Genomic DNA, 23,859 nt, shown 5'->3' with positions numbered 1-23,859 from the left:
CCTTTTATTGCTCTTAAGACAACCTCTCCACCAACTATGATATAACTAATAATAAACAAGGTAAGCTCAAGCCAATTTTGGAAATTAAAGATGATTCCCACGGCAAATATTGCTCCACCGACCACAAGTCTTATGATTTCTTTTTTGTTGACACCTTCTTCTTCCTCTTCGTTATTTTCGTTTATTTTGGTCTTGGAGTTATTCTCCTCAAAAATGACCTTTACATCTGGCTCTATTTTCTTTACTATGCCTTCAATCTTCTCATTTAACTCAGAGCGGTTGACTTTCGGACTTATTTCCAGTGTTAGTTTCTTCGAAACAAAATCTACTGCAGCAAATTCAACTCCTTCTAGACCGCTTATTTCTTTTTCCATTTTAGCTGCACAATTCGCGCAGCCAAGTCCTTCAAGTATTAATACTTTTTTATTGCTCTTGTTAACGGATTTTTCTTTCACTACCACATCCGGTTCGTGCTTGTGCACTATGGTTTTAACTTGCTGTAATATATTCTTATACTCTTGCTCTGATTCAATTTCTAAAGTCAATGTCTTGTTCATGAAGTTCATATAGGCTTTGACTCCATTTAATTTATTAACCTCATCTTCAATTTTAGCTGCACAATTTGCGCAATCTAAACCTTCTAAAATTACTTCCTTCTTTAACATTACTGACCCTCCTTTACTTACTTTCTTCTGAAATATGAATTAATCCCTGGTCAAATATTTGCTTTACATGTTCATCTTCAAGAGAGTAGAATACAATCTTTCCTTCTCTTCTGCTCTTTACTAGTTCAGCCTGCTTTAAGACTCTTAGCTGATGTGAAATTGCTGATTGGGTCATATTTAATAAGAATGCAATATCGCAAACGCACATCTCTGATTCATCTAATGCCCAGAGTATCTTAATTCTTGTTGAATCTCCAAAAACTTTAAATAGTTCTGCTAGATCATATAGAGTTTCTTCTTGAGGCATTTTTTCTCGCACTTTATTTACAATTTCCTCATGTATTACATCACAGTCGCATCTTTCAATTGGTTGAATTTTTTTTGCCATATTTATATCACCTCCTTATCATTCAATTGAACACTTGAATAAGCTTTCATATATATTATAAACCTCAATTCTCCGTTTGTCAATAAAAACATATGAGTAATTGTTCAAGTGTGTTTATTTATTAGATTATCCCCAAGTATAAATAGAAAAGAACCGCCCATCAAGAAGTATTTCTCCTCAATCGGCGGTCAAGTTCATTTTAAATTAATACATCAATCTCTACTCCAGACTTAAACTCAACGGTCAGCTTATTATCAAATACCGTAACTTTTTCAATAAGCCGCCTTACCAGTTGCTCATCATATTCCTCCAGCTCATAGGACTGTTCATTCAAGAAGTCTGTCATTTCAGCTATTCGCTGCTTCTTCCTTCACGCTCTGCATTTTTAACCAGCGCATTTTGCTTCTGCTCCCGCAATCGGTAATCCAATTATGTCTCCTGTAGTTATTTATAATAGTATAAGTACTCTTCCCCTACTGGCGGCTATCTTAATACGAGCTTATAGGTTTACTTCTATTTCTAACCCTGACTTAAACTCTACCACTAGCCTGTCATTATATACAGTTGCCTTTTCAATTAGTTTTCTAACCAGTTTATCATCAAATTCCGTAATACCACCGGTTTGCATATTAAGGAAGTCCGTCATCTCAGCGATCCGATCCCGCTTATCTTGACGGAGAGCGTTTCTTGAAAGGGTTTCTTGCCTTAAGTCCCGTAAGCGGTAAATCTCATTGACAATATTATCATATGCTTCCTTTGAATTTGCCTTTTGGATCAACTCGGTTTGGAGTTCTTCCAGCCTTTTATCAATATCTGCCGTACTCTCATCCAAATCCTCGCTTAATACGGTTTCAATATTCTTCTTCAGTATGGCCAGAAAAGAGTTTTTTCCGCTGACCGCTACATTGATGGCATCTACAATTTTCTCTTTAAGCGTATCTTCAAGTATAGTGGAAGCGGTACAAAACAAACCGGTGTTTTCCAATCTGCTGACGCATCTCCATACGATTGATTTCTTTCCTCGGTTATTCCAATGAACCCTGCGGAATATTTCATGACACTTGCCGCAGAACACCATTTGGGATAAGGGATGATTATTGCTGTAGTTTCTCTTCTTTCCGTTCTTACTTATATGCACACATCTTCTTTTGACAAGCTGTTCCTGAACCTGCATAAAAATTTCACGCGGAATTATGGGCTCATGGCTGTTTTCTACATAGTATTGAGGAACTATACCGTTATTGGCCACCCTTTTCTTTGATAAAAAATCTACCGTATAAGTTTTCTGCAATAGCGCATCACCGATATATTTTTCATTTCTCAAAATCTTATTGATGGTGCTGGTATGCCATCTGGGATTGCCTGCACCCGTCAGAATTCCGTCAGCCTCCAAACCCCTAGCTATCTGTAGCATACTGGAACCTTCAAGATATTCTCTGTAAATGCGTTTGACGATCTCAGCTTCTTCAGGTACGATAACTAAATTGCCATCCTTATCCTTTGTATAGCCAAGAAACCGGTTGTGATTGATATGGATTTTTCCTTGCTGATATCGGTATTGAATACCCAGTTTTACATTCTGGCTTAACGATTGGCTTTCTTGCTGTGCCAAAGATGCCATAATGGTCAACAGGATTTCTCCTTTGGAATCCAATGTGTTTATATTTTCCTTTTCAAAGTAAACCGGAATATTTTTTTCTTTAAGCTGCCTTATGTACTTTAGGCAGTCCAGCGTATTTCTTGCAAACCGGCTGATAGATTTCGTAATTATCATATCGATTTTGCCCTGCATACATTCTTCTATCATCCGGTTAAATTCTTCACGCTTTTTTGTGTTGGTTCCGGTAATACCTTCATCTGCAAATATACCGGCTAACTCCCATTCTGGATTGCTTTTGATGTAGTTTGTGTAGTGCTCAATTTGCGCTTCATAACTGGTTGCCTGCTCCTCGCTGTCCGTAGAAACACGGCAGTAAGCTGCTACCCGAAGCTTAGGCAATTCCTCGGCCTTTGCACTATTCCCGATTCGCTTACGGGCAGGAATTACCGTAACATTCCTGGTTGTCATCTAAAATCACCTCGCTCTTAATAAGACTATAAGCATACTCTGCCTGCTGAAATGGATCATCGTATAGATTATCTGGCATTGAAGCATGAAACTTAAAATTCAGGTATTTCTTTTCATTTCCTTTATGTTCATAAATCCTGCCAAGCGCCTCAGCTCGCCTGCGTCTTTCCAGTTGTGCTTTTTCGAATGTGTCCTTACTGATAATTGGCGGATAGAATTTGTCCTCAACATACCGTTTATCTGAAAGCATTCTTGCAACAGATGTGTGGTAACGCTTAATACCTGCTTTTTGTGCCGCTTCGCTTAAAGAAAGCCCTGAAAGATAAACCTAAATAGCTTCTTAATTTTAACTGCTTCCTCTTCATTAACTACAGCCCTGCCGTTTTGAATGGTATATCCAAAAGGTATATGGCTCATTATTTCACCAGCCTATCCCTTAAGTTCAACCCGCATTTCATTTTGAAACCAATTTCCTCCTGAGAAAACACAATGATTTCTTCAATAAAATTCTCAAATATTTCACTTTCAAATGCATTAATCTGCTTTTCAGCTTTCGTTGCAAATTTAAGAATCTTTTCTGCCTCAACAAGAGTAGTTATGCCTCCATCAATTTCGCGTTTTAAGGTTTCTTTTTGTTCTTTTAATAAAGCCGCTTCTTTAAGCAGCTCATTTTTCTGTGTATTAAAAAGAGCGGGTTCCAGGTATCCCTTAGCTATAAGTCCCATAATTACCTGAACCCGCTCTGTATTTTCTTTGATTTTTGTTTCCAGTTCTTGAATCTTCGCTATATTATCTGAGTAATTTGCTTTCTTTAAGCTTTGTAGCAATGGTCTTATAATGAATTTATGACCGAAAATAAGCTTATTGATCATTACAGCAAAGGCCTGATGAATTGCATCCTCTCTGACAAACTTCATGGAACAGCTTGATGCGTCCTTTATATGCTTTGTGCAGCACCAGGCAATATATTTACGGTTACCGCTGCCATGAATTCGACGTTTAAAATTGCTGCCACATTCTGCGCATTTGATTTTCCCTGAGAACAGGTAGCGGTTTTGATATTTGCTGCTTCCCTTAATTACACCTTTTTCTTTTCCTCTTTGCTTTAATATCTCTTGGGCGGCTTCAAATTCCTCATGGGATATAATGGCTTCATGATGATCCTTTATCATGTATTGATCCTTTTCACCACGATTATAATGCCGCTTAAAATTCTCATCTGTATATGTTTTTTGCAGAAGGACATCCCCGGTATATTTTTCATTGCTAAGGATACCGCGGATAGTGGTCGCTGTCCAGTGTGAACCTCTCTTTGTTGGGATTTTATCCAAATTTAACCCATCTGCAATTTTCTGTGTGCCTTTACCAGCCAAAGCCTCGGAAAAAATCCGCTTTATGATTTCAGCCTGTTCTTTATTGATAAATAGCTTTCCATCCACATAATCGTAACCATAGGGAGGATACGAAATTTTGTATGATCCGTTTTGGAACCTACGTCTGATAGACCACTTACTATTTTCTGCAATGGATAATGACTCGTTTTCTGCAAGACTGCCCAAAATTGTCAGCACCAATTCGCCTTCCATGCGCTGTGTGTTTATATTCTCTTTCTCGAAATAGATGAAAACACCGAGATCGGTAAGTTTTCTCACCATTTCAATGCAGTCGGTTGTGTTTCTGGCAAATCTGCTGACTGACTTGGTTATAATAAAGTCAATTTTCTTGTTTTCACAATCTGCAAGCAGTCTCAAAAGTCCAGTTCGGTTTTCCTTTTTTGTGCCTGATATGCCTTCATCATAGTAGATCCCTGCAAACTCCCAATCAGGATTTGCTCTTATATAGGATTCATAATGGTCTTTTTGTGCTTCCAGGCTTGCCATTTGTTCATCACTGTCTGTTGAAACCCTGCAATAAGCCGCTACCCTCACCTTTGGCTTGAAAGCTTGGAGAGCATTGTTTCCATCAATCCTTGTTACCTTTCTCACTGTTTTCACCTCCTTTGGGTATGTGACATGTTACCTCTGTGTGCCGCTAATAGCAAGCCAATTAGGCCATAAGCTGTGCATACATCGGCGAGAAAGTTTTGCGGTTCAACTTGTCGATTTTGTTGAATTCTTCTTCTGAAATCAGTCCCGCCTTAAGCATCCTCTGTAGAATTTTGTACGCCCGCCAGTAATCAACCTCTCTTTGAATTTCCTCCTGTGTTATCTTTGTATAGTTCGTTTCCTGCGGGTTATATGGTAAATGATTAGCCGCCTCTATCATTCAAGCACCTCCTATAAAGACTTAGGACAGCCGCGATTGGCTGTCCTTTATCGTGTGCGCCCAGCATGCGCAATAGCTAAGCGGTGAAAGTCCGCTGTGGACCAGATAGCGGGAACCACTAGTCGAAGGCAAGGGTGTCCATCGTGAGGTGGAATCTGAAGGAAGCCCAAGGCAAAGTCCCGGTCCGATGAATAAGAACCAGATACAAGGCTAAGTGAAGTGGACGAGTTTGCTTTACAAAACGAAGTCCAATAGCTACCCAGAACTTCACGGAGTAAATCTGGCGGATAGATGGGATGAAAGTTATTGCACTTACCTGGGGAGATCTCAAGAATACGCTGTTAAGGCAACCCATGCAGCAATGTATGGCTGAATCTTGAGAAGTCAGCAGAAGTCATAGTACTCATTGGAAGATGAGGAAGGACTGAACAACAGGAGGTTTCGAATCTTGAAAGATGCGAAGGGACACGGAAAAAGCATACAACTTCGATTAGAAGGTTTCCTACATGAAGATAAGGGAGAGCCTGAAAATAATGTAGAAGCGCCTAGTATAACTTCTACGTCTGAAAGAGGAAGAAACGATGATAAGGGATGCAGTGAAGGGATGCTTGAAAAGATATTATCCAAGGATAATATGAATAAAGCATACAAGAAGGTAAAGGCCAACAAAGGAGCCCCTGGGATAGACGGGATGAAAGTAGAAGAACTCTTTGGATATCTCAGACAACACGGAGAAGAATTAAGGCAAGAGCTCCTTGAAGGAAGGTACACCCCGAAGTCGGTAAGGAGGAAAGAAATACCGAAACCGGATGGAGGGAAAAGACTACTAGGCATACCAACATCAATTGACAGAGTAATCCAGCAATCCATAGCCCAGGTGTTGACACCTATTTACGAAAAGAAATTTGTAGATAACAGTTATGGATTCAGGCCATTACGGGATGCAAAACAAGCCATACGAAAAAGCAAAGAATACCTAAACAAAGGGCATACATGGGTAGTGGACATAGACTTAGAACGCTACTTTGACACAGTCAACCATGACAAACTGATGAGGATAATATCAAAAGACGTAAAAGATGGCAGAGTGATATCCCTGATAAGGAAATACCTCAAGAGTGGGGTAATGGTAAATGGGGTAGTAATAGAAACTGAAGAAGGGACTCCACAAGGGGGACCGCTATCCCCATTACTAAGCAACATAATGCTCCACGAACTTGACGTAGAACTAACGAAAAGGGGACACAAGTTTTGCAGGTATGCAGACGATTGCAACATATACGTGAAAAGCGAGAAATCCGCATATAGGGTGATGGAAAGTATAACAAAATACATAGAGAAGAAATTAAAGCTAAAAGTGAATAGCAAGAAAAGCAAAGTAGTCAGACCTTGGGACCTCAAATACTTAGGGTTCTCCTTCTACGTGAAAGAAGAGAAGTACGAAATTAGAGTCCATGGAAAATCCATTAAAGAATTCAAAAAGAAGTTAAAAGGAGAAACGAAGAGAAGCAGTGGAAGAAGCATGGCATACAGGCTGTCAAGGATAAAACAAATAATAACAGGATGGACAAACTACTATGGAATAGCAAACATGAAATCGATAGCGGGAAGTCTTGATGGATGGCTTAGAAGGAGAATTAGGATGTGTATCTGGAAGGAATGGAAGAAAATCAAAACAAGGTATAAAAACTTAGTCAAATTAGGGTTAAACATCTACAAAGCATGGGAATATGCAAATACAAGGAAAGGCTATTGGAGAATCTCCAACAGCCCCATACTTTCAAGAACACTAACTAATAAACACCTTAAGAAAATGGGGTTAACTTCGATCCTGGAAACGTATAACCTAAAGCATGAATTCTGTTGAACCGCCGTATACCGAACGGTACGTACGGTGGTGTGGGAGGACGGTAGATAAATTAATTATCTACCTCCTACCCGATTATTCCGGCAATTTGAGAACTTGTCCGGGGTAAATAGTATCTGAAGTCAGACCATTGAGTTTCTTAATCTCCGGATATCTTGTTCCTCTACCGAGTTCTTTTTCCGCTATTCTCCATAAGGTATCGCCTTTTTGCACTGTATAGGTTCTATTGCACTTGTTATCAGGAATGCTGTTTACAATTACAAGGTTTTCTTTTGCTACCCAAGTGTTTATGCCTGCAATCTCTTGACCGCCGGATTTCTTAACCTTTTTGCCAAGCAAAACACATTCTTTGCCGCCTTTTATGACCGGCTTGCCTTTGTATAAAGTCTGTGTGACCCTGTGGTAATAGTCATTTTTGACCCACGTTGGAACTTCCACACTGCCGGGGTAGTAATTCTTTACACTGACCTTAAACTCCACCATATCTCCAATTCCAATATCAGTATTGATATCTGTACTGTTCTCCAGCGCTTTTTTTACTGCTTTACGGAAAGTGTCCATATTCTCCCCATGCTTGGGGAACCAGTGCATCACATCAGCATGGTTGCTGGCAATACCGAGCTTATATCCCTCGGAGTGGCAGATGATGTCATTCTCATTAAGACCGTACTTCTTGCAGAGCATAACGCAGAGTTCAACAGCATTCTGCCACGCTTTACGGAAATAATCTTCCTGCTTTGCTGCATCATAACCCACCATTACCGACCCGGATTTATACGAAAACCCAGCAGGCTCACAGATTTCAAAGCCAATATGGGTATTGTTGGCTGCTCCTCCCGCATGCCACCTGCGATGATCCCAAGGCAGGTATTGCCAAACCTCTTTATCGTCTACAAAAGCGTGAACACATACCTGCCTATTTATATCGCCGGCCTTGTAAGATTTGTTCCAACGGGAAAACCACTCAGCCGCCATTACGCCCGGCACAGCCGTCGAATGTACCATGATTCCTTTAGGCGTGATTTTCCGACCTGCCGTATAGCAGTCGTTTCGCGTCATGTACTTTGTAAAAAGCTTCATTTCTTCTCATCCTCCTCAATTGAGCGGCCATGCAGTTGTTCCAGCGCGTTCTTCAGCTTTTCAGGAATGGGCAGTCCTATATGTGCTGCATTTTCCAGTATTGAAATGCCCTCGTTGCTCAAGTAAAAGAAGATGACCGCTGTCCGGATTGCCCCGCCGCTTACGAGCACCTGGCTGTCGATGATGTGTCCCACACCCACCAGCACAAAAATAAGCACCTTCTTGAAGATGCCCTTGGCTCCGACTTCACTTGAAAGCTTTCTGTCTATAATGGCACACATCACGCCGGTCACATAGTCAATGGCCACAAAAGCGACGAGAGCATATAAAAATCCATCCAGCCCTCCAAGAAACCAGCCAAGAAATCCGCCAATAGCAGTAAAAACCGCCTGCCCCCAGTTCCATACTGTTTTCATTGTCTTAACCCTCCGTTCAACTTGAGTTTTGCATATAAAAAAACGCCCTGCCTTATAGCAAAGCGCTGAATTAATAAAACATCTAAACTATATTTGCTTCGGAAGCGCTTCCCACAGTCGCATATCCTCCTGTCCAAGCGACCAGATGGCTATGCCTCGCAGTTTCCACCGATAAGCCGCTTCATTTGCCCAGTAAACAAGGCTGTCTACATCCTGATAATACAGAATAGAAAAACCATCCGCATCTCCGAGGAAGAGACGGGATATCCAGATATTGATGTCTTTCGGTATAATCTTTACTTTATAGTCATTACCGCAAGAAAGCGCCAAAAGTTGTGAGTGGAAAAAGTCATAGTCCATCGAAATGTCCTCACTGCGAGTTACCGATTCCTCCACATCGCTATTTACTGAAAACACCTGAAATTCATCATCCCACGTGACACCAGTGCGAGCAAGCCTGCCAAAGCCGGTTATAGTTCCATCCGGAAGCTCCACATCAAAACACTCGTATGGTTCATATACCCACGCATCGCCCAGCCGCAGCAGCTACATCTGTTCAAGACCTTGAAAGAAATCGAGGAAGAATTTAAGGTCGTACAGAAAGTACCTTATAAGTTTTCCTATCGGTTCGAGGACGATTCTGGTAAGCAATCTAAGATGATGATCGAGGATTGGGAAATCGGTATGCTGTATTGGAATTGTCTGAAGAGAGCAAATAAAGACGAAGCTGTGGCAATCGCAAAGGTCAAGGAAAAATGCTTCGATTGGTTCTTGACACGGGATTTGTACTTCTTCCTAGGAACAACAAAGCAGTTTCACAATGTATCTCCTAACCCGTTCATTATTATCGGTGTCTACTACCCACCGAGATAAGTTACCGTAAAAACCGCTTTACCAATTTTACGGTGGCAAAGTAGTATCTCTGCAAAATGCTTTCCTTTCGATGCGATTTACTCTGACGGTAAAACAGTTATTGTCCTTAGTGGGGAAGCCAAGACATCTTTGGTTGCTGCAATCCAAGAAAATTTTAAGAGCCATTCCTTGCAAGTCGGCAAAATTCAGAAAAATTCTACTCATTCCCCGGGGATGCTGGAGGTCTTTAAGAACAACAAGGATGTTTTGAACATACGGGTTCGCTCATTGACATTAGGTGCCTTGTGCTTGCTGGTAATTTTAATGAAGTTACAATACAAGGTGTAAATTTTTATGGGATATAGACTCGCCAAGTATTAAGGCTGAAGTTGAGTGCTTGTGAAGTGTAGGTAAATTCCTGGGTTGAGTGCCTATCACCTACTCAAGCCAATTAAATAGCATGAGCGGTTAGGGGAATTCTGCTGTAGAATAAAGAGAATAGTAAAGTGCAATCCGAAGGAAGGCTTATGAGGATAATTTCTGTTAAAATTTCAAATTACAGGAACATCGACGGCATATCCGTCTGCTTCAACCCGGACTGTAATTATATTGTTGGTGAAAACAATTTGGGCAAAAGTAACTTCTTATCTCTTCTTGACACTGTATGCAGTGGCAAGGGGTTTGAAGAAGCGGATTTTGCCAACTACGAAAGTCGAACTGGACATCAAATTGCTTCCCTACGAGCAGGGTTTTTTTGACGACAACTTCTGTTCAAATGATGCTTCCTTGCTGAAAATTCGTTATCTTCAGACCATCAAGGAAGCATATCCAACAATCGTTAACGAAGACTCAAACGAGAGCATACCGAAGCCGCTGATCAAAAAAATCAACTTTCTGAAGTACGAGACCACGTCTGTCCCAAGTAGAGAATTACGCCTTGATTCGCAAAAGGTAGCAGGACTTCTCATAAATGGAATCATCGAGCGATTTATTTCCGATAGTGTTCCAACATTTCTGAATGATGAGAAAGTGAATAAGCTGACGGATTTTATCAACAGTCATCTAGGCAAAATCCGCAGCTTCCACGACTACTTCATCAAGGCAACCATTGCCCCAAATCCAACAGAAATGCTGATGAGCCTTTTCTATCTCTCTGATGGTGATAGGAAAATTGAGTCGACAGGAAGCGGTGTCCAGTATCTGGCGATGGCTTCGATAAACATACTGCGCCAGATAATGGAGTTATACAGAAGTAAGTCCACTCCGTTTGAGGAACACCTATATAGCGACGACAAAGGCAAAAAACTGATGCCACTCGTATTGTCGATTGACGAACCAGAAGTCCACCTTCACCTGTACTTACAACGGTCGCTCATCGGCTACTACAAGAGAATTCTGCAGAATCAAGATGCTGAATTCACCGAGCTTTTGAAGAGTTGCTTTGGTATAGATGGCATAGACGGACAGTTAATTATCGTCACACACTCAACGGACGCATTGCTTGGGGATTACCGTAACCTTATACGTTTTTACAAGGAAGGTGATAAAACGGCGGTAGTCAGCTGTGGAGCGAACTGAGCAAAGTAAAAGCTTAAGTCTAAAACACTGATAAACAAAGGAGAAGGAAGGCATGTAGTGACACTTTTGAAAAACAGAGAAAGCAAAAAACGCCTTTTTGCTATTATTCATGCCTGTTTTAGAATTCTTACGTTTTTGTAACTGTCAAACTCAGGAAAATCATCGGTACAATCCTGTGTGGCGAAGATGGAAGAAGAGGATATCTCTACCATCTTGCGGTTGATAAGAAGTATAGAAGAAATGGGATAGGGAAAGAATTGGTAAACTTGGTTTTAAATAGTTTAAAAGAAAAAGGTATCATAAAATGCCATTTGTTTGTTTATTATGAGAACGAAATTGGCAAGACATTTTGGGAAAAAACAGGGTGGTACAAACGTGATGAATTACTGATTTACTCAAAGGATATTAAATAAATCAGGGGTTACTATTGATCACGGGCTTTCTCAAAAATAAATTATTTGCGTTTTCCACCATGACTATCATAAGAAAGGCTAATATAATCAAATATATGGGGTATAACCTTATATCAAAATGTTCTTGCAAAAATCCAAACAAGGGTGGCATAAGAGTTATTCCAAGATATGCAGAAGCCATCTGTACCCCTATAATGGAATGTGAAACATCCTTACCAAAATTAGTTGGTGTTGAATGCATCAAACTTGGATATATCGGTGCACAACCTAAACCTATGAGAATAAGGCCTATAAATGCCGTATAATTGCTAAAGGGAAGAATCAATAGTAACAATCCTAAAATGATGATCCCTTGCCCCAAACGTATCATATTTTTATTATTCATTTTGAAAGTTATAAATCCGGATATAAACCTTCCTATTGTAATTCCGAAATAAAATGAAGCAGCCCATTTGGCTGCTATTTCAGCAGATATACCTCTATTTAGTACTAAATAACTTGCCGCCCACAAACCAGTGGTTGCCTCTAAAGCACAATAAGAGAAAAAAGCGATCATAATAGACATTGCCCCAGGTAAGGCAACAACATCTTTTAAAGAATAATTTTTGTATTCTCCTTCTTTGGTTTTGTTATCTGTTTTCTTCTCTTTCCACAGCGGCAAAGTAAAAAATAGTACAGAGGTTAAAACAATCTGAATTAACGAAATAGTAAAATATCCTGAATTCCATTTAAAACCATTAGTTAACAATATTCCCATAATATATGGGCCAAGTGTAGCTCCAACTCCCCAAAAGCAATGTAACCAGTTCATATGCCTGGCTTTGTAATGGAGGGCAACAAAATTGTTAAGTGCTGCATCAACACTTCCTGCACCTAAACCGTAAGGTATCCCCCACAAACACAAATGCCAAAAAGAAGTTGAGACAGAAAAACCAAACAACGCTATAGCAGTCATTCCAACGCTTATTGCGGTTAATTTCCCAGTACCAAGTTTATAAATAGACTTTCCGCTGAACAATGTTGAAAAAATAGTTCCTCCAGAGATGATCATTGATATAATTCCTGCATACGATACGGGCACGTTTAATGTTGTATACATGCTTGGCCAGGCTGACCCTAAAAGAGCATCTGGCAATCCAAGACTGATGAATGAAATATAGATAATCACTAGTAAGATAGAATACATATTAAAATCTCTCCGTTGATTTAAGATTTGAATAAATTCTAATGCCTAGTATAGGCATTTTTGGTAACTGATTAGATTTACAAATTTAAGGTTAAATTCTCAAAAAACTCTTTTTTAAAACGCATTCCATAAAAACACAAAAATGAATATGCATCCCCATGCATTTCCTGTGATTTCTCTCACTATTAGCATACCATAAATAATGATAATTACAGTTAACATTTCAATGAAACCTAAAAGGGTAACACCTATCAAACTGTGTATTAAAATACACGCTATCGCACAAAAAATAGCACCCCAATTGAGAAATCTGTTTTTGGAAGGAAACCTCTGATTAATTTTATCGCTGATTACCACATAGTTAAAGCCCTCAAAAAAGCCCCACGCTGTGGCAATAATTAACATTGTTATTACATTAACAGGGAACCCACTCGATAGAGCTTCTTTCGTCACCCATACAGCCTGAAAAGGCAAATAACTTGTTATCGGTTTTGTTATACTTAAAAAAATGATATATGGGAAAAAGCAAAGTACGCTGAGGGCAATGGACATCAAAGTACCTTTTAACCTTAAACCATGTGAAAAAAAGCTTTCTTTTCTATAAATTGCTACAATGCTAATTCCTAATCCGGCGATACTAAATTGACATATGGCAGCAGACAAAGTTCTTAACAAAATGGGTATTTGCACATTCTTGACCACGTTGTTAAACTGGCTTTGAAAAGCCATACATATTCCAAGAGCTGCAAAAGTAGTAATAAGAACTATCCATAGGTCAGCATTCAGCCGTTTCTGTTCTATTGTTGATTTTCCCATACCCATATTAAAAATCCCCTCCCTTGTATAGTACCCAATAAAAATATTAGGAATTTAAAATGAGTGTCAACCAGCTGCCGACTAACTTGGAGGGATTTCTCTCTCCTTTTTGTCTAAGAACTGTAAGTGTTCCTTTCAAAACTTACTTCATAAATGGTTGCACTGGATTTTGCAGACATATGTTTGTCAATTGTATACAGGTCATTTTATAGTTGCTTATATCTTTTGGACCAGTAAGTATCCATAGATCTTTGCTTTGTCCCATTTTATTTTGTCCCTTTTTCAGGAATAGTTTTTTATATATATCATATAATAGTTTATATTAAGAAGAGAATAAAAACAAGTAGCTTATAGAAAATTCTTTAAGCCATAATAGAAATAAGCAATAAGATATTCGATTACAAAAGACCTTCTCTTTCAGCATAGTTAAAACAGGTAAGAATGATTAAAAAAGTGTTTTTAACTTTTTCTGCTTTTCAAAAATGTTGCTATTTCAAAAACTTTTTCAAACACATTGACAAAATTTGATATGATGTATATAATAGTATCATATCAAATAATTTTGATATGAGGTGATATCTTGGCAACTATTTATAAGGAACAGGCAAAGGTATTTAAAGCGTTTTGCGATGAAACACGTCTGCGAATACTGCAACTACTTCGCAGCGGTGAAAAGTGTGCATGTGTTTTGCAAGAACAGCTGAACTTGAGGCAGTCGAGACTTTCCTACCACATGAAAATTCTGGTTGAATCAGGTGTTGTAGAGAGCAGGAAGGAAGGGAAATGGACGTACTACACAATTAGTGAGAAGGGCAGTGCCTATGCGGCTACTTTGCTCAAAAGGCTGACAACCCCTAAAGCGGTTAAAGAAGGAAACAATTGCTGTAAAACCCAGCCATCTAATAATAATTTTAAAACAGAAAAACACATCAAAATTATTTGATATTGACAGTATTTTATTGAAAGTGGCGTAGGCACAGTTTGAATGGAGAAGTTATCTCTTATACCAAGATCTTAGAAGTTGAAGAGGTCCTATAGATTTTGCAAAAAATCAAATAGAATTTGAAGGGTGGTTATATGAAAAAAAGCGAAAATACAGGGATCAGTTTTTTTGAAAAATATCTTACAGTGTGGGTTATCTTGTGCATGATTGCAGGTGTACTGATTGGTAGATTCCTTCCTGGAATTCCTGAGTTTCTCGGACGCTTCGAGTATGCCAATGTATCCATACCGATTGCCATACTCATCTGGTTCATGATCTATCCCATGATGCTGAAGGTCGATTTTCAAAGTATTAAGAACGTGGGCAAAAATCCAAAAGGGCTTTTTGTAACATGGGTGATAAACTGGCTCATCAAGCCTTTCACTATGTTCGGAATCGCCTGGTTATTTTTCTTTGTAATTTTCAAAACACTTATCCCTGTAGAGCTTGCCCAGGAGTATCTGGCAGGCGCCATACTTCTGGGAGCTGCACCTTGTACTGCAATGGTATTCGTATGGAGCCATCTGACAAATGGCAATGCTGCGTATACTGTGGTGCAGGTTGCAACTAATGATTTGATTATCCTTGTTGCTTTCACTCCGATCGTAGCATTCCTACTTGGAGTCGGAGGTGTATCTATTCCATGGGACACGTTGATTCTTTCGGTAGTTTTGTTCGTTGTCATTCCACTTGTAGGCGGAGTGATAACTCGGAACTATATTACCCGCAAGCACGGCCTGGAGTATCTTCAAAACCAATTTATTCCGAAGTTCGGAAATGTCACAACCATTGGACTTCTTTTAACATTAATCATCATTTTTTCATTCCAAGGCGATGTAATTCTTGCTAACCCTCTACACATAATTCTGATTGCAATACCCTTGATCATACAAACATTCCTTGTTTTTTTCATAGCCTATTTTTCAAGTAAGGCGTTAAAACTGCCGCATGATATTGCTGCACCGGCCAGTATGATTGGAGCGTCAAATTTCTTTGAACTTGCTGTCGCTGTTGCGATCTCTCTTTTCGGTACACAAAGTCCTGCCGCTCTTGCAACAATAGTTGGTGTTCTAACTGAGGTCCCTGTTATGTTGATACTTGTAAAGATTGCAAATAGTACAAAAGAATGGTTCAAGTATGCATAAACCAAAGGTTGATTTATGAAAATCCAATAGAAACCTTCTTCAATTTATTGGAGAAATGAAAACTGTTTTAAGTTGTGTAAAATTAAAGTATACAATTATATGAAGGAAATTAGGATGTTAAAAACATACAAGTTTCATATATATCCAACAAACAAGCAAATAAACAAACTTAACGAGTCATTTACAGTCCTTCTATTCCTCAATCCTTGACACCAATGCCACGGACTTGACTTGAAGTTTCGGCGCCAGAAGTGGGAGCAGACAGACTGCCATTATATGCGTCATTGCTTTATTCTTAACTTGTCAACAATTACTTTACCTTCTGAATCTAATAAAGGTGTAATACCCTTTGGCCCAATACCAGTATTCATTAAATAATTAACTCCAGTTCGAGTATCAACAACGATATAAATAGCACCTAATCCTAATGATTGTTCTTCTTTAATGACAAACCTTTCCTCTTTCTTCTGTTTTTTAAACATATAAAAATCTCCCTCGAATAATATTTATGGATGTGAAACTTAAAAATGGTACTAAAAATCTGCCAGGAGTATTGATTAAATTCATTTTAATAGGAAAACCGCCATAATAAAAAAGACCTTGAATTATTCCAGGACCTCTATCTCATCTCCAGGATGTATATATCCGCCCTTTATTACCTTTGTGAACACTCCTTCCATGGGCATAGCGCACCTACCCACTTGTTCAAAGATTGCACATTTTGTATGACATTTTTTGCCAATCTGACTGATTTCCATTACTGTCTCGCCTATCTTGAGCCTTGTCCCTACGGGATATTTATATAAATCTATACCCTCTGTCGTGAGGTTCTCTGCAAATTTTCCCGCACTAAGGCCCTCGATGCCCAATGCAGCAATCTTATCGATACTTTCCTGGCCTAATAGGCTCACTTGTCTGTGCCATTCTCCAGCATGGGCATCCCCCATCAGACCGTGGTTTTCCTTGAAATACCCCAAAGGTATCGGCTCCTTTATCACTCCCTTTTTCTGGCTTATATTAACTGCCGTAACCCTTGCCATATCCTATTCCTCCTCGTATAATATGTATGGATAAGAAACTTAAAATAGGTGGAAAAAGGTGGTTCTCAGTTTTTTGGCTTTACAAAGATTTAAACACCATAGGTTCCATTTATAGCTGGTTATTATAAGGTAAGAAAACAGTTTGGGGATTAAGTGAATTTGACTATAGAGCTGTATTAGATAGTTAACCTATCCTCGTCATCAATACTATTGACTCAACGTGCCTTAAGAGTATAAAAAGGATGTTGTACCAGTCTGGTACATCCTAGTGGCAGAGTACACTTCGGCAAACATAGCCTACTGTAAGCTTTTTACGTCAGGGTGGTTCTGTATTTTCCTGAGTTTGACAGTTATAAAAACGTAAGAATTTTAAAACAGGCATGAATAATTGAGAAAATAGTGTTTTGAACTTTTTCTGCTTTTTAAAAATGTTGCTACGAAAAAAATAGTTATTTTACCCTTACAAATTCACTTTTTTACATTCAGTTTACTAAAAACAAGGTCCAACGGTCAAAGTTAAGATTAAGTTTGAGTATGGTGTTCATTACTTTGATTATATTCTTTTTTTATTTCATCTATTACCAATTCGGAATAGAAATATTTTGATGATGATCTCTCGTTCTTAGGGTCAAGTTTTCGCTTATAACTTAAGGTTGGGTCTTCTTTTATTTTATCCATAATATTATAAAAATCTTTCTTTTGTTTAAAACCTGGAATTTCTTCCCGACACTTATCACGGACATTAGTAAACGTTAAAGGAAATTTATTAAAAATTTCGTCGTCAGATAAAGATACTTTCAGGGCGCTGGGATCGTTCACAGACTGATATTTGGTCACTTTTACTAATTTCGCGTCTGCTTGATCTGGTGATGTTAATGCAATTAATACATCACTGTTAGTTATTTTTTTAACGTTCTCTATATAAACACTAAAAGGTAAAACAATTGAATCCTCAATATTTTGTTCTTTCAGATCTTCGATTACTTTTACGATGTTATCGATGAAATCCTTTCCTTCCTTAGAAGGAACGTTATCTATTGCTTTTTTAGATAAAAAATCTTCAGGTTTGAATGGTTGTTTAAATCCTAGAGGCATAATGAATAACCCTTGTTCAGCTATTATGTCTCTCGAAAAATGCTCCTTAACAAATTCAACGTAATTTAATGCACAACGCGCAATCAGTGAAAAAATTAGCATCTCGAGAGAGTCTTGATAGAAGTGCACAATTTTATTTCTATATTCTTCTATGATACATAGATTTTCTTCAACAGCAGTAAAACTATTTGCTTTTTTCTTGTTCAAATAATCATTTACATATTTAACTGCTTTATTAAACGGGATTGTATGGCGATTATTTTCAAAAATATCTTTGCTTTTCACATATTTTCTGATAAAAGCTTTTAATATTAGTTCCCATGCATTTATGAGCAGCAAGGTAGTTGTTTCGTAACGATAAGTAATATTAGGCTTATTATGTATCTCAATAGCAGCAAAATAGGCAGCAATAGAATTTTGCAATAGATTTTTAATTGTATTACCCTTACCCATAATTTGTCCCCCCTCACATTCTGACTCTAATTTCGCTGTTAATTAGATTGGGAAGTAGGGTATCTCGGAGTTCAGATAAGGCAACGAATTTCAATGAATTCTTATATATATATATTTATACAGCAAATTGTTTTTCAAGGCCATCAATGATGCATCAAATTTTTAAAAGGTATAACAATTTCAATTGTTAAAAATTATGCTCTACTAAATAACAAAACTAAAAACTTTCGTAGCATCAAATATATTATATACCTCTTGCAATAATTTCATATTCTAGAATTTTGGAACCTTTATTTTAAACATTTTTTCCACAGCAACCACTCGAAGAGAAGAAATATTATAGCGTTTTAGTGTATTAATTTTTATAAGCTGTTTACAAAATTAGTGATATCCACCCTTTCCTTATTAAGAGCTTGGTCCGTTATATCGATTGCAGGTTGAAAAATACTTAAATTTCCTTCAAAATGATTAAACTCTTTTATCAAAGTCTTCTTAGATGTGAGTCTAATTCGATTACGTATTTGCACAATATCCTTTTCATCAGGGTAAGCCGCATTTATAATTTGACCTAACTGTTTGTTTTGATCAGTATCTATTTTAAATTTTTCGACAAGCTTCTTTTCGACCGCATTTACTAAACGAAAAGTGGTTCTTTCCATCAACGGTTGACTTGATTAGCCTCTGGTGATACAATGGATGAAAATCACTTGAGAGAGGATGAGAGGGATGGAAGAAATAGTTAAGTTGTTGGATGAGAACTTAGAATACGTTAAACATGAAGTATCGGGAGATAGAATAACAATTTGGGTGAAATCAGCTAAAAAAGAAGTAATCTGTCCATATTGTGGGAAACCATCCAAAAAAGTACATTCAAGGTATGAAAGAAGCTTTCAAGATTTACCGATACAAGGTAAAAAAACAACGATAGTTGTAATAAGAAGAAAGATGTTCTGTGAAAACAAAGAGTGTAAGAAAAAGACGTTTGCTGAACCTCTTGACTTTGTGGAACCAAAATTCAAAAGGACGAAAAGGTTGGAAAAGGAAATACTGAATATAAGCATGAATATGAGTTCTGTAAAAGCAGCTAAGTTGATAAGTAAAGATATAGCGGATATAGGTAAAAGTTCGATATGCAACTTATTAAAAAAAAATAATCCACATGATAGACAAAAGGAAAGTAAAAAAGGTAAGTATCGATGATTTTGCAATAAAAAGAGGGCAAAGATATGGAAGTATCATGATCGATTTGGAAACTCACAAAGTGGTGGATATGTTGAACTCAAAGGGAAGCGCCCCGAAGGGGTTCAAGGAACTAGAAAAATGGCTAAAGGGATACGAGAATATCCAAATGGTATCAAGAGACGGATCGATATCGTATAAAAAGGCGATAGAGAAAGCCCATCCAGATGCTATTCAGATATCAGACGGGTTCCATTTAATAAAAAATCTAATGGATTATTGCAAAGAATATATCTATCAAAAGTTCAGTACCTCTTTAGTTATTGAAGAAACAAAGGATCAGGACATTGAAAAGATGGTTGATGAAAACAAAAACCTGGTTCCTTCTGAAAAAGAAAAGGCAACGCTTAAGTCAGTCAAAGAAGTTAGGGAATTATACAACAAAGGTTACTCAAAAAGGAAAATATCAAAATTACTGAACATACATAGAAGTACTGTTTACAGTACAGACCAGTTGAAAAAATAGAAGCTATTTCAAAAGAGTTGTACGAAAAGATTATACAATATACCCTGTTATTGAAAGTATGATAGACCTCGTAAATGAATTCAAACAGATGTTGAAATCAAAGAACGTTGAAAAACTTGAAGAATGGATAGAAAAAGCAAGTAACTTGAAAATCAGAAAAATAGATAAATTTGTGAACGGTTTAAAAAGAGATATGCAAGCGGTTAGAAATGCTATCGTATATGAATACAACAATGGGCTAACAAAAGGTTCTGTGAATAAAGTGAAAGTTATTAAAAGGATAATGTATGGAAGAAACAAATTTGAGATGTTGAGACAAAAAGTTCTTTTACTTGAGAATAACGGATAATTCAACAATCAGTGGAAAGAACCAGTATCGGTTAGCCATAGCATCGACTAAAAGCCGTAAAAATAGGTATATAAACGAATGTCATAAGGTTTTATCTAATAGAGGAAATTTAGAATTATCTAAAATGTTTACACCATCCCCTGTTTTGCTTAAAATATCTGGGACCGCTACTTCATAGGTATCTGTTATTACACCATCCTTATTTCCAAATAACTCAATGTAAGCTTTGGCAATATCTACTTTTCCTGAGTTTGACAGTTGAGAGACGATTTTTCAGTAAACCAAACGGAAGAAAGCGGGTTTGAGGGGATAAATCACCTATTTTTTGGGGAAAAATTTTTCATGCAGTGACACTTTTTTCTATTTTAATTATATCATTCTCTTGACTTCATAATATTTCTGTGGTATAATATTAAAGACATTATGAAGTTGGGAGATGATTTGGATGTATGTTAGAACGGTAAAAAACAATCAAGGGAAAGAATACTTAAGAATAGTAGAAAGTTACCGTGAAAACGGTAAGAATAAACAAAAGATTATTGCTAATTTGGGTAGAATCGATACTATCAGTAGAAAAGAAGTGGAAAATATTGTCGATAAACTTGTACAGATATATGATATAAAAGGTTATGTGAATTTGAATAGTGTTGAGGAAGCACCCGATAAGAAGAATTATGGGGTAAAAGTAATAGTGGATAGATTGTTTGAAAGGTATGAGATGGATAAGTTCTTTGAAAAGATGGATAAAAAGACGAGGTTCGATGTGGAAGATTTGTTGAAAATAATGGTTATGAACAGAATAATAGAACCGAAAAGTAAGTTGGGAATATTCAACGACTTGGATTATTATGGATTCAAAAAGAAACGCCCCGAAGGGGGTTCAAGGAGGGATGAGGCAGAGACAGATGAAGAAGGGATAGCCTTACAATGGATGTACAGGACGCTAGATGTGTTAGCGCAAAAGAAGGAAGAGTTAGAAAAACATCTGTATCGTCAAAGGATAAGTTTATTCAATTCTGTGGTAGATTTAGTGTTTTACAATGTAACGACGTTAGCCTTTGAGACACAACAAACGAATGAGTTACTGCAGATGGGGTATTCTAAAGATAAGAAGTTCAACGAATCACAGGTAGTTTTAGGGATGTCGATAGACAGGGATAGGATGCCGGTTAGTTTTGATATATACCCAGGTAACACGTTCGAAGGACATACGTTCAAAGATACGATAGAGGCGATGAAAAAGAGGCATCAGTTGGGAAAGGTAATAGTGGTTTCTGATAGGGGGATGATGAGTAAAACCAATATGGAAATAGTAGAGAATTCTGATTACGAATTCATAATAGGTAAATCGATAAAACAGTTAAAAAAGGTGGATATATTCGATGGGGAATTCACAGAAATATCAAAAGGGATTGAATACAGAGAAATAGAATACGAGGGTAAAAGATTACTCATAATACATTCAAAGGAAAGGGCTGAAAAAGATAGAAAAGACGAAAAATATGACGGATACTATGGAATAATAACAAACACACAGTTGAATCCAAAACAGATATTAGAGCAATACCATACCTTGTGGAAAGTGGAAGAAAGTTTCAGAACACTAAAGAAATATCTTGAGACAAGACCGATATTTCATTGGACACAGAAAAGGATAAAGGGACACATAGTGATGAGTTTCGTATCTTACATAATGCAAAGAACGCTTGAATTGGAACTTGAGAGAAACAATATAGAATACTCACATGAAAAGATAAGAGAAGCGATTAAAAACATGGAATACATAGATATTAAAACCAACGAACAGCGTTTTGCCATTAGAACTAATATGAATGTTTTAGCTCAGAAGATATTGAAGATACTTAATATACCAATTCCAAAAGTGGTAACCCCGTATGAGGAATTCATAGAGAAACTAAAACTAAAGGACCAAAATAAGGAAAATAAAGGATTAGAAGGGAGCCAACCACAAGTGTAAGACTAAAACACTGATAAATAAAGGAAAAGAAAGGCATGTAGTGACACTTTTGAAAAACAGAGAAAGCCAAAAACGCTTTTTTGCAGTTAAGTAATCCATTTGCTAATACCTCACAGAGTAATATTGTATGCGAAGAAACTAATAAAGGCAATATATTGAAGATATGGTAATTATAAAACATGTTCCTGAGCAAAGCTCTTCAGTAAATCTGCACTAGGATGATCTGCCAGGGAAACTAATTTATTTGCCATGACTATAGGTACCAAAGAGTTGAAGTAAAGGTCACATTTTAATGCTGAAACATTATGTAGTACCACATCGATATTTAAGTAATCATTTTTTTGAGGTTCCGGTTTTGCCTCTAAACTAGGAATAGTAGCTATATAGATATTATCAAATTTAGATTTAAAAATTAATTTGTGACCATAATAAGTTGATCTTCCATAGGCAGCATCTTCGTTTTCATACCCCGGAATTATATACTTATAAATATACTTATTACCAAGTAATACTATTTGGTTTTTCCTCAATTTTTGAGATATCTGAGAAGCATGCTCAACAAAAGAACCACTTTTTTCTAAACCAACTAAGTAAATTGCATATTTTGAATTCAAAAAGCTTATAAGCTTTCTCATTGGTTTATGAATATTAGCAGTCTGACCAAAAAAAGCTAAGGGGCCATCTTTGATAAATATTGTTTCTTTCAGAATATTAGGTCTAATATTTAGAATTTGCTGAATGAGATAAACTATAATCAACTGTTCAATCGTTGTGGATAAATATCCTAATACTCCACCTGCACCCAGTTCATTATCTATAACCTCATGCAGCCTAAAAACATCTGTTAAAAAAACAATACCGTCACAATGAGGGCAATTTACCGTAAAATTCGGCTTTAAACTAGCTTTCGGTATATCGAAACCGTTTCCGCAATAAGGGCAAGATGCCAGATGCCAAGTAGAATTCGAATGTACATCATATTCTTCAAATAATAACCATTTTAGTGCTTTGATAAACCCCTGATTATCCGGATTTTTCATGAAGAAATCATAAACAGATCTTCTTACAGAAATAATAAGGTCTTTTTCTCCTTTTAAGGTCAGCCCCTTTGTTGGGAGAACAAGCTTGATTCTTTGAATATTTTGCAATTTTGAAAAGTCATCTGGATCAATAAAAGGTTTTTCCTTTAAGTTTATCAAATCATTATACTTAAAAAATAATGCACCAAATTGAAAAAAAGCTATAGTAGATGATGGGAATTCCTCCTTCACCACAACATTCGTATAGCCACCATCAATTGTAATAATGTTTTTTATTGGATTATCCCTAATATCTTCTAAGAAGGCACTTTTTATATCTTCTCCATCTACATCGTCTTTAAAAGGTGGAATCCTACACTGAGATAAAAACTCTTTCACCTCAGGATCATTAATTATGTTTGTATGTCCAATCTTGCTAGCTTTCTCAAATGGCTTATTTGAGTATTCATTTCCATAACTCATATTTTATTCCTCCCTA

The 23,859-nt window shown here is 37.2% G+C and carries 25 protein-coding genes and 4 pseudogenes (1 of these 29 running past the window's edge); 12 read left to right on the top strand and 17 right to left on the bottom strand.

Annotated elements, in window-relative coordinates:
* The 7 genes and pseudogenes from PMOB_RS02240 to PMOB_RS02210 all read right to left on the bottom strand — a co-directional run.
* Positions 1 to 665, bottom strand: the start of a protein-coding gene (locus PMOB_RS02240; RefSeq protein ID WP_012208277.1) for a heavy metal translocating P-type ATPase. Its footprint begins 1,696 nt before the window's first position; only the first 665 of its 2,361 coding nucleotides appear in the window; the start codon lies at positions 663 to 665; the stop codon falls past the left edge of the window.
* Between the two features lie 13 nt (positions 666 to 678).
* Positions 679 to 1,053: an ArsR/SmtB family transcription factor gene (locus PMOB_RS02235; RefSeq protein WP_005584884.1), complete on the bottom strand. Its 375-nt coding sequence runs from the start codon at positions 1,051 to 1,053 to the stop codon at positions 679 to 681.
* 199 nt (positions 1,054 to 1,252) lie between these two features.
* Positions 1,253 to 1,476, bottom strand: a pseudogene (locus PMOB_RS11125) (recombinase family protein); the annotation flags it as partial.
* 76 nt (positions 1,477 to 1,552) lie between these two features.
* A complete protein-coding gene (locus PMOB_RS02225) occupies positions 1,553 to 3,121 on the bottom strand; it encodes a recombinase family protein (protein ID WP_012208276.1) in 1,569 nt (522 codons plus the stop codon).
* Positions 3,084 to 3,538: pseudogene (locus tag PMOB_RS11120) on the bottom strand (recombinase family protein). The gene PMOB_RS02225 and the pseudogene PMOB_RS11120 overlap by 38 nt, the downstream one beginning before the upstream one ends.
* Entirely contained in the window at positions 3,538 to 5,106 is a 1,569-nt protein-coding gene (locus PMOB_RS02215; protein ID WP_012208275.1) for a recombinase family protein, read from the bottom strand. The pseudogene PMOB_RS11120 and the gene PMOB_RS02215 overlap by 1 nt, the downstream one beginning before the upstream one ends.
* A gap of 61 nt (positions 5,107 to 5,167) precedes the next feature.
* The gene (locus PMOB_RS02210) at positions 5,168 to 5,386 is read right to left on the bottom strand and encodes an SHOCT domain-containing protein (protein WP_012208274.1); all 219 of its coding nucleotides are present in this window, start codon (positions 5,384 to 5,386) and stop codon (positions 5,168 to 5,170) included.
* Positions 5,387 to 5,615: 229 nt separating this feature from the next.
* Here PMOB_RS02210 and PMOB_RS10520 point away from each other — a divergent pair, with 229 nt between their 5' ends.
* The gene (locus PMOB_RS10520) at positions 5,616 to 5,759 is read left to right on the top strand and encodes a hypothetical protein (protein WP_155811037.1); all 144 of its coding nucleotides are present in this window, start codon (positions 5,616 to 5,618) and stop codon (positions 5,757 to 5,759) included.
* Between the two features lie 75 nt (positions 5,760 to 5,834).
* Complete coding sequence (gene ltrA, locus PMOB_RS02205; protein ID WP_012208273.1) at positions 5,835 to 7,253, top strand: group II intron reverse transcriptase/maturase; 1,419 nt, start codon at positions 5,835 to 5,837, stop codon at positions 7,251 to 7,253.
* A 75-nt stretch (positions 7,254 to 7,328) separates the two neighbouring features.
* Here ltrA and PMOB_RS02200 read toward each other — a convergent pair whose 3' ends face one another.
* From PMOB_RS02200 to PMOB_RS02190, 3 genes and pseudogenes are all read right to left on the bottom strand, one after another.
* Positions 7,329 to 8,333, bottom strand: coding sequence for an N-acetylmuramoyl-L-alanine amidase (locus PMOB_RS02200; protein ID WP_012208272.1), 1,005 nt, complete (start codon positions 8,331 to 8,333; stop codon positions 7,329 to 7,331).
* Positions 8,330 to 8,749, bottom strand: coding sequence for a phage holin family protein (locus PMOB_RS02195; RefSeq protein ID WP_012208271.1), 420 nt, complete (start codon positions 8,747 to 8,749; stop codon positions 8,330 to 8,332). The genes PMOB_RS02200 and PMOB_RS02195 overlap by 4 nt, the downstream gene beginning before the upstream one ends.
* An 87-nt stretch (positions 8,750 to 8,836) precedes the next feature.
* A pseudogene (locus PMOB_RS02190) lies at positions 8,837 to 9,295 on the bottom strand (glycosyl hydrolase family 18 protein); the annotation flags it as partial.
* A gap of 833 nt (positions 9,296 to 10,128) precedes the next feature.
* On the opposite strand from PMOB_RS02190, the gene PMOB_RS11115 reads away from it, so the two are divergent.
* From PMOB_RS11115 to PMOB_RS02175, 3 genes and pseudogenes are all read left to right on the top strand, one after another.
* On the top strand, positions 10,129 to 10,359 hold the full coding sequence (locus PMOB_RS11115; protein WP_146026685.1) for an AAA family ATPase: 231 nt from the start codon (positions 10,129 to 10,131) through the stop codon (positions 10,357 to 10,359).
* Positions 10,298 to 11,179 carry an AAA family ATPase gene (locus PMOB_RS02180; RefSeq protein ID WP_041534021.1) on the top strand — a complete coding sequence of 294 codons (882 nt, stop codon included), beginning with the start codon at positions 10,298 to 10,300 and terminating at the stop codon, positions 11,177 to 11,179. Before PMOB_RS11115 ends, PMOB_RS02180 begins: the two co-directional genes overlap by 62 nt.
* Positions 11,180 to 11,316: 137 nt before the next feature.
* Positions 11,317 to 11,592 (top strand): annotated as a pseudogene (locus PMOB_RS02175) (GNAT family N-acetyltransferase); the annotation flags it as partial.
* Between the two features lies 1 nt (position 11,593).
* Here PMOB_RS02175 and PMOB_RS02170 read toward each other — a convergent pair.
* Entirely contained in the window at positions 11,594 to 12,778 is a 1,185-nt protein-coding gene (locus PMOB_RS02170) for an MFS transporter (protein WP_012208267.1), read from the bottom strand.
* Positions 12,779 to 12,892: 114 nt separating this feature from the next.
* On the bottom strand, positions 12,893 to 13,600 hold the full coding sequence (locus tag PMOB_RS02165) for a hypothetical protein (protein ID WP_012208266.1): 708 nt from the start codon (positions 13,598 to 13,600) through the stop codon (positions 12,893 to 12,895).
* Positions 13,601 to 14,174: 574 nt separating this feature from the next.
* On the opposite strand from PMOB_RS02165, the gene PMOB_RS02160 reads away from it, so the two are divergent.
* From PMOB_RS02160 to PMOB_RS11110, 3 genes are all read left to right on the top strand, one after another.
* Complete coding sequence (locus PMOB_RS02160; protein WP_012208265.1) at positions 14,175 to 14,537, top strand: ArsR/SmtB family transcription factor; 363 nt, start codon at positions 14,175 to 14,177, stop codon at positions 14,535 to 14,537.
* 134 nt (positions 14,538 to 14,671) lie between these two features.
* On the top strand, positions 14,672 to 15,721 hold the full coding sequence (arsB, locus tag PMOB_RS02155) for an ACR3 family arsenite efflux transporter (protein WP_012208264.1): 1,050 nt from the start codon (positions 14,672 to 14,674) through the stop codon (positions 15,719 to 15,721).
* A gap of 99 nt (positions 15,722 to 15,820) precedes the next feature.
* On the top strand, positions 15,821 to 15,931 hold the full coding sequence (locus tag PMOB_RS11110; RefSeq protein ID WP_146050331.1) for a helix-turn-helix domain-containing protein: 111 nt from the start codon (positions 15,821 to 15,823) through the stop codon (positions 15,929 to 15,931).
* A 71-nt stretch (positions 15,932 to 16,002) separates the two neighbouring features.
* Here the strand turns inward: PMOB_RS11110 and PMOB_RS02150 are convergent, their stop codons facing one another.
* The 4 genes from PMOB_RS02150 to PMOB_RS02135 all read right to left on the bottom strand — a co-directional run bounded on the left by PMOB_RS02150 (position 16,003) and on the right by PMOB_RS02135 (position 18,968).
* Positions 16,003 to 16,203: a DUF6440 family protein gene (locus PMOB_RS02150; protein WP_012208263.1), complete on the bottom strand. Its 201-nt coding sequence runs from the start codon at positions 16,201 to 16,203 to the stop codon at positions 16,003 to 16,005.
* 123 nt (positions 16,204 to 16,326) lie between these two features.
* Entirely contained in the window at positions 16,327 to 16,761 is a 435-nt protein-coding gene (locus PMOB_RS02145) for an MOSC domain-containing protein (RefSeq protein ID WP_012208262.1), read from the bottom strand.
* Positions 16,762 to 17,283: 522 nt separating this feature from the next.
* Positions 17,284 to 18,309, bottom strand: coding sequence for a DUF3644 domain-containing protein (locus PMOB_RS02140; protein WP_012208261.1), 1,026 nt, complete (start codon positions 18,307 to 18,309; stop codon positions 17,284 to 17,286).
* 362 nt (positions 18,310 to 18,671) lie between these two features.
* Positions 18,672 to 18,968: a hypothetical protein gene (locus PMOB_RS02135; protein ID WP_012208260.1), complete on the bottom strand. Its 297-nt coding sequence runs from the start codon at positions 18,966 to 18,968 to the stop codon at positions 18,672 to 18,674.
* A gap of 67 nt (positions 18,969 to 19,035) precedes the next feature.
* On the opposite strand from PMOB_RS02135, the gene PMOB_RS10515 reads away from it, so the two are divergent.
* The 4 genes from PMOB_RS10515 to PMOB_RS02115 all read left to right on the top strand — a co-directional run bounded on the left by PMOB_RS10515 (position 19,036) and on the right by PMOB_RS02115 (position 22,341).
* Positions 19,036 to 19,509, top strand: coding sequence for a transposase family protein (locus tag PMOB_RS10515; RefSeq protein WP_041534020.1), 474 nt, complete (start codon positions 19,036 to 19,038; stop codon positions 19,507 to 19,509).
* Positions 19,469 to 20,014 carry a transposase gene (locus PMOB_RS11000; RefSeq protein ID WP_041534019.1) on the top strand — a complete coding sequence of 182 codons (546 nt, stop codon included), beginning with the start codon at positions 19,469 to 19,471 and terminating at the stop codon, positions 20,012 to 20,014. The genes PMOB_RS10515 and PMOB_RS11000 overlap by 41 nt, the downstream gene beginning before the upstream one ends.
* A gap of 37 nt (positions 20,015 to 20,051) precedes the next feature.
* The gene (locus tag PMOB_RS10995) at positions 20,052 to 20,363 is read left to right on the top strand and encodes a transposase (protein WP_331270670.1); all 312 of its coding nucleotides are present in this window, start codon (positions 20,052 to 20,054) and stop codon (positions 20,361 to 20,363) included.
* Positions 20,364 to 20,808: 445 nt separating this feature from the next.
* Entirely contained in the window at positions 20,809 to 22,341 is a 1,533-nt protein-coding gene (locus tag PMOB_RS02115; protein ID WP_012208259.1) for an IS1634 family transposase, read from the top strand.
* A gap of 170 nt (positions 22,342 to 22,511) precedes the next feature.
* Here PMOB_RS02115 and PMOB_RS02110 read toward each other — a convergent pair whose 3' ends face one another.
* On the bottom strand, positions 22,512 to 23,843 hold the full coding sequence (locus PMOB_RS02110; protein WP_012208258.1) for a DNA double-strand break repair nuclease NurA: 1,332 nt from the start codon (positions 23,841 to 23,843) through the stop codon (positions 22,512 to 22,514).
* Between the last annotated feature and the right edge of the window lie 16 nt (positions 23,844 to 23,859).

The sequence above is a fragment of the Petrotoga mobilis SJ95 genome, from assembly GCF_000018605.1.
Lineage (GTDB): Bacteria > Thermotogota > Thermotogae > Petrotogales > Petrotogaceae > Petrotoga > Petrotoga mobilis.
This window is presented reverse-complemented; position numbering and strand designations above follow the sequence as displayed.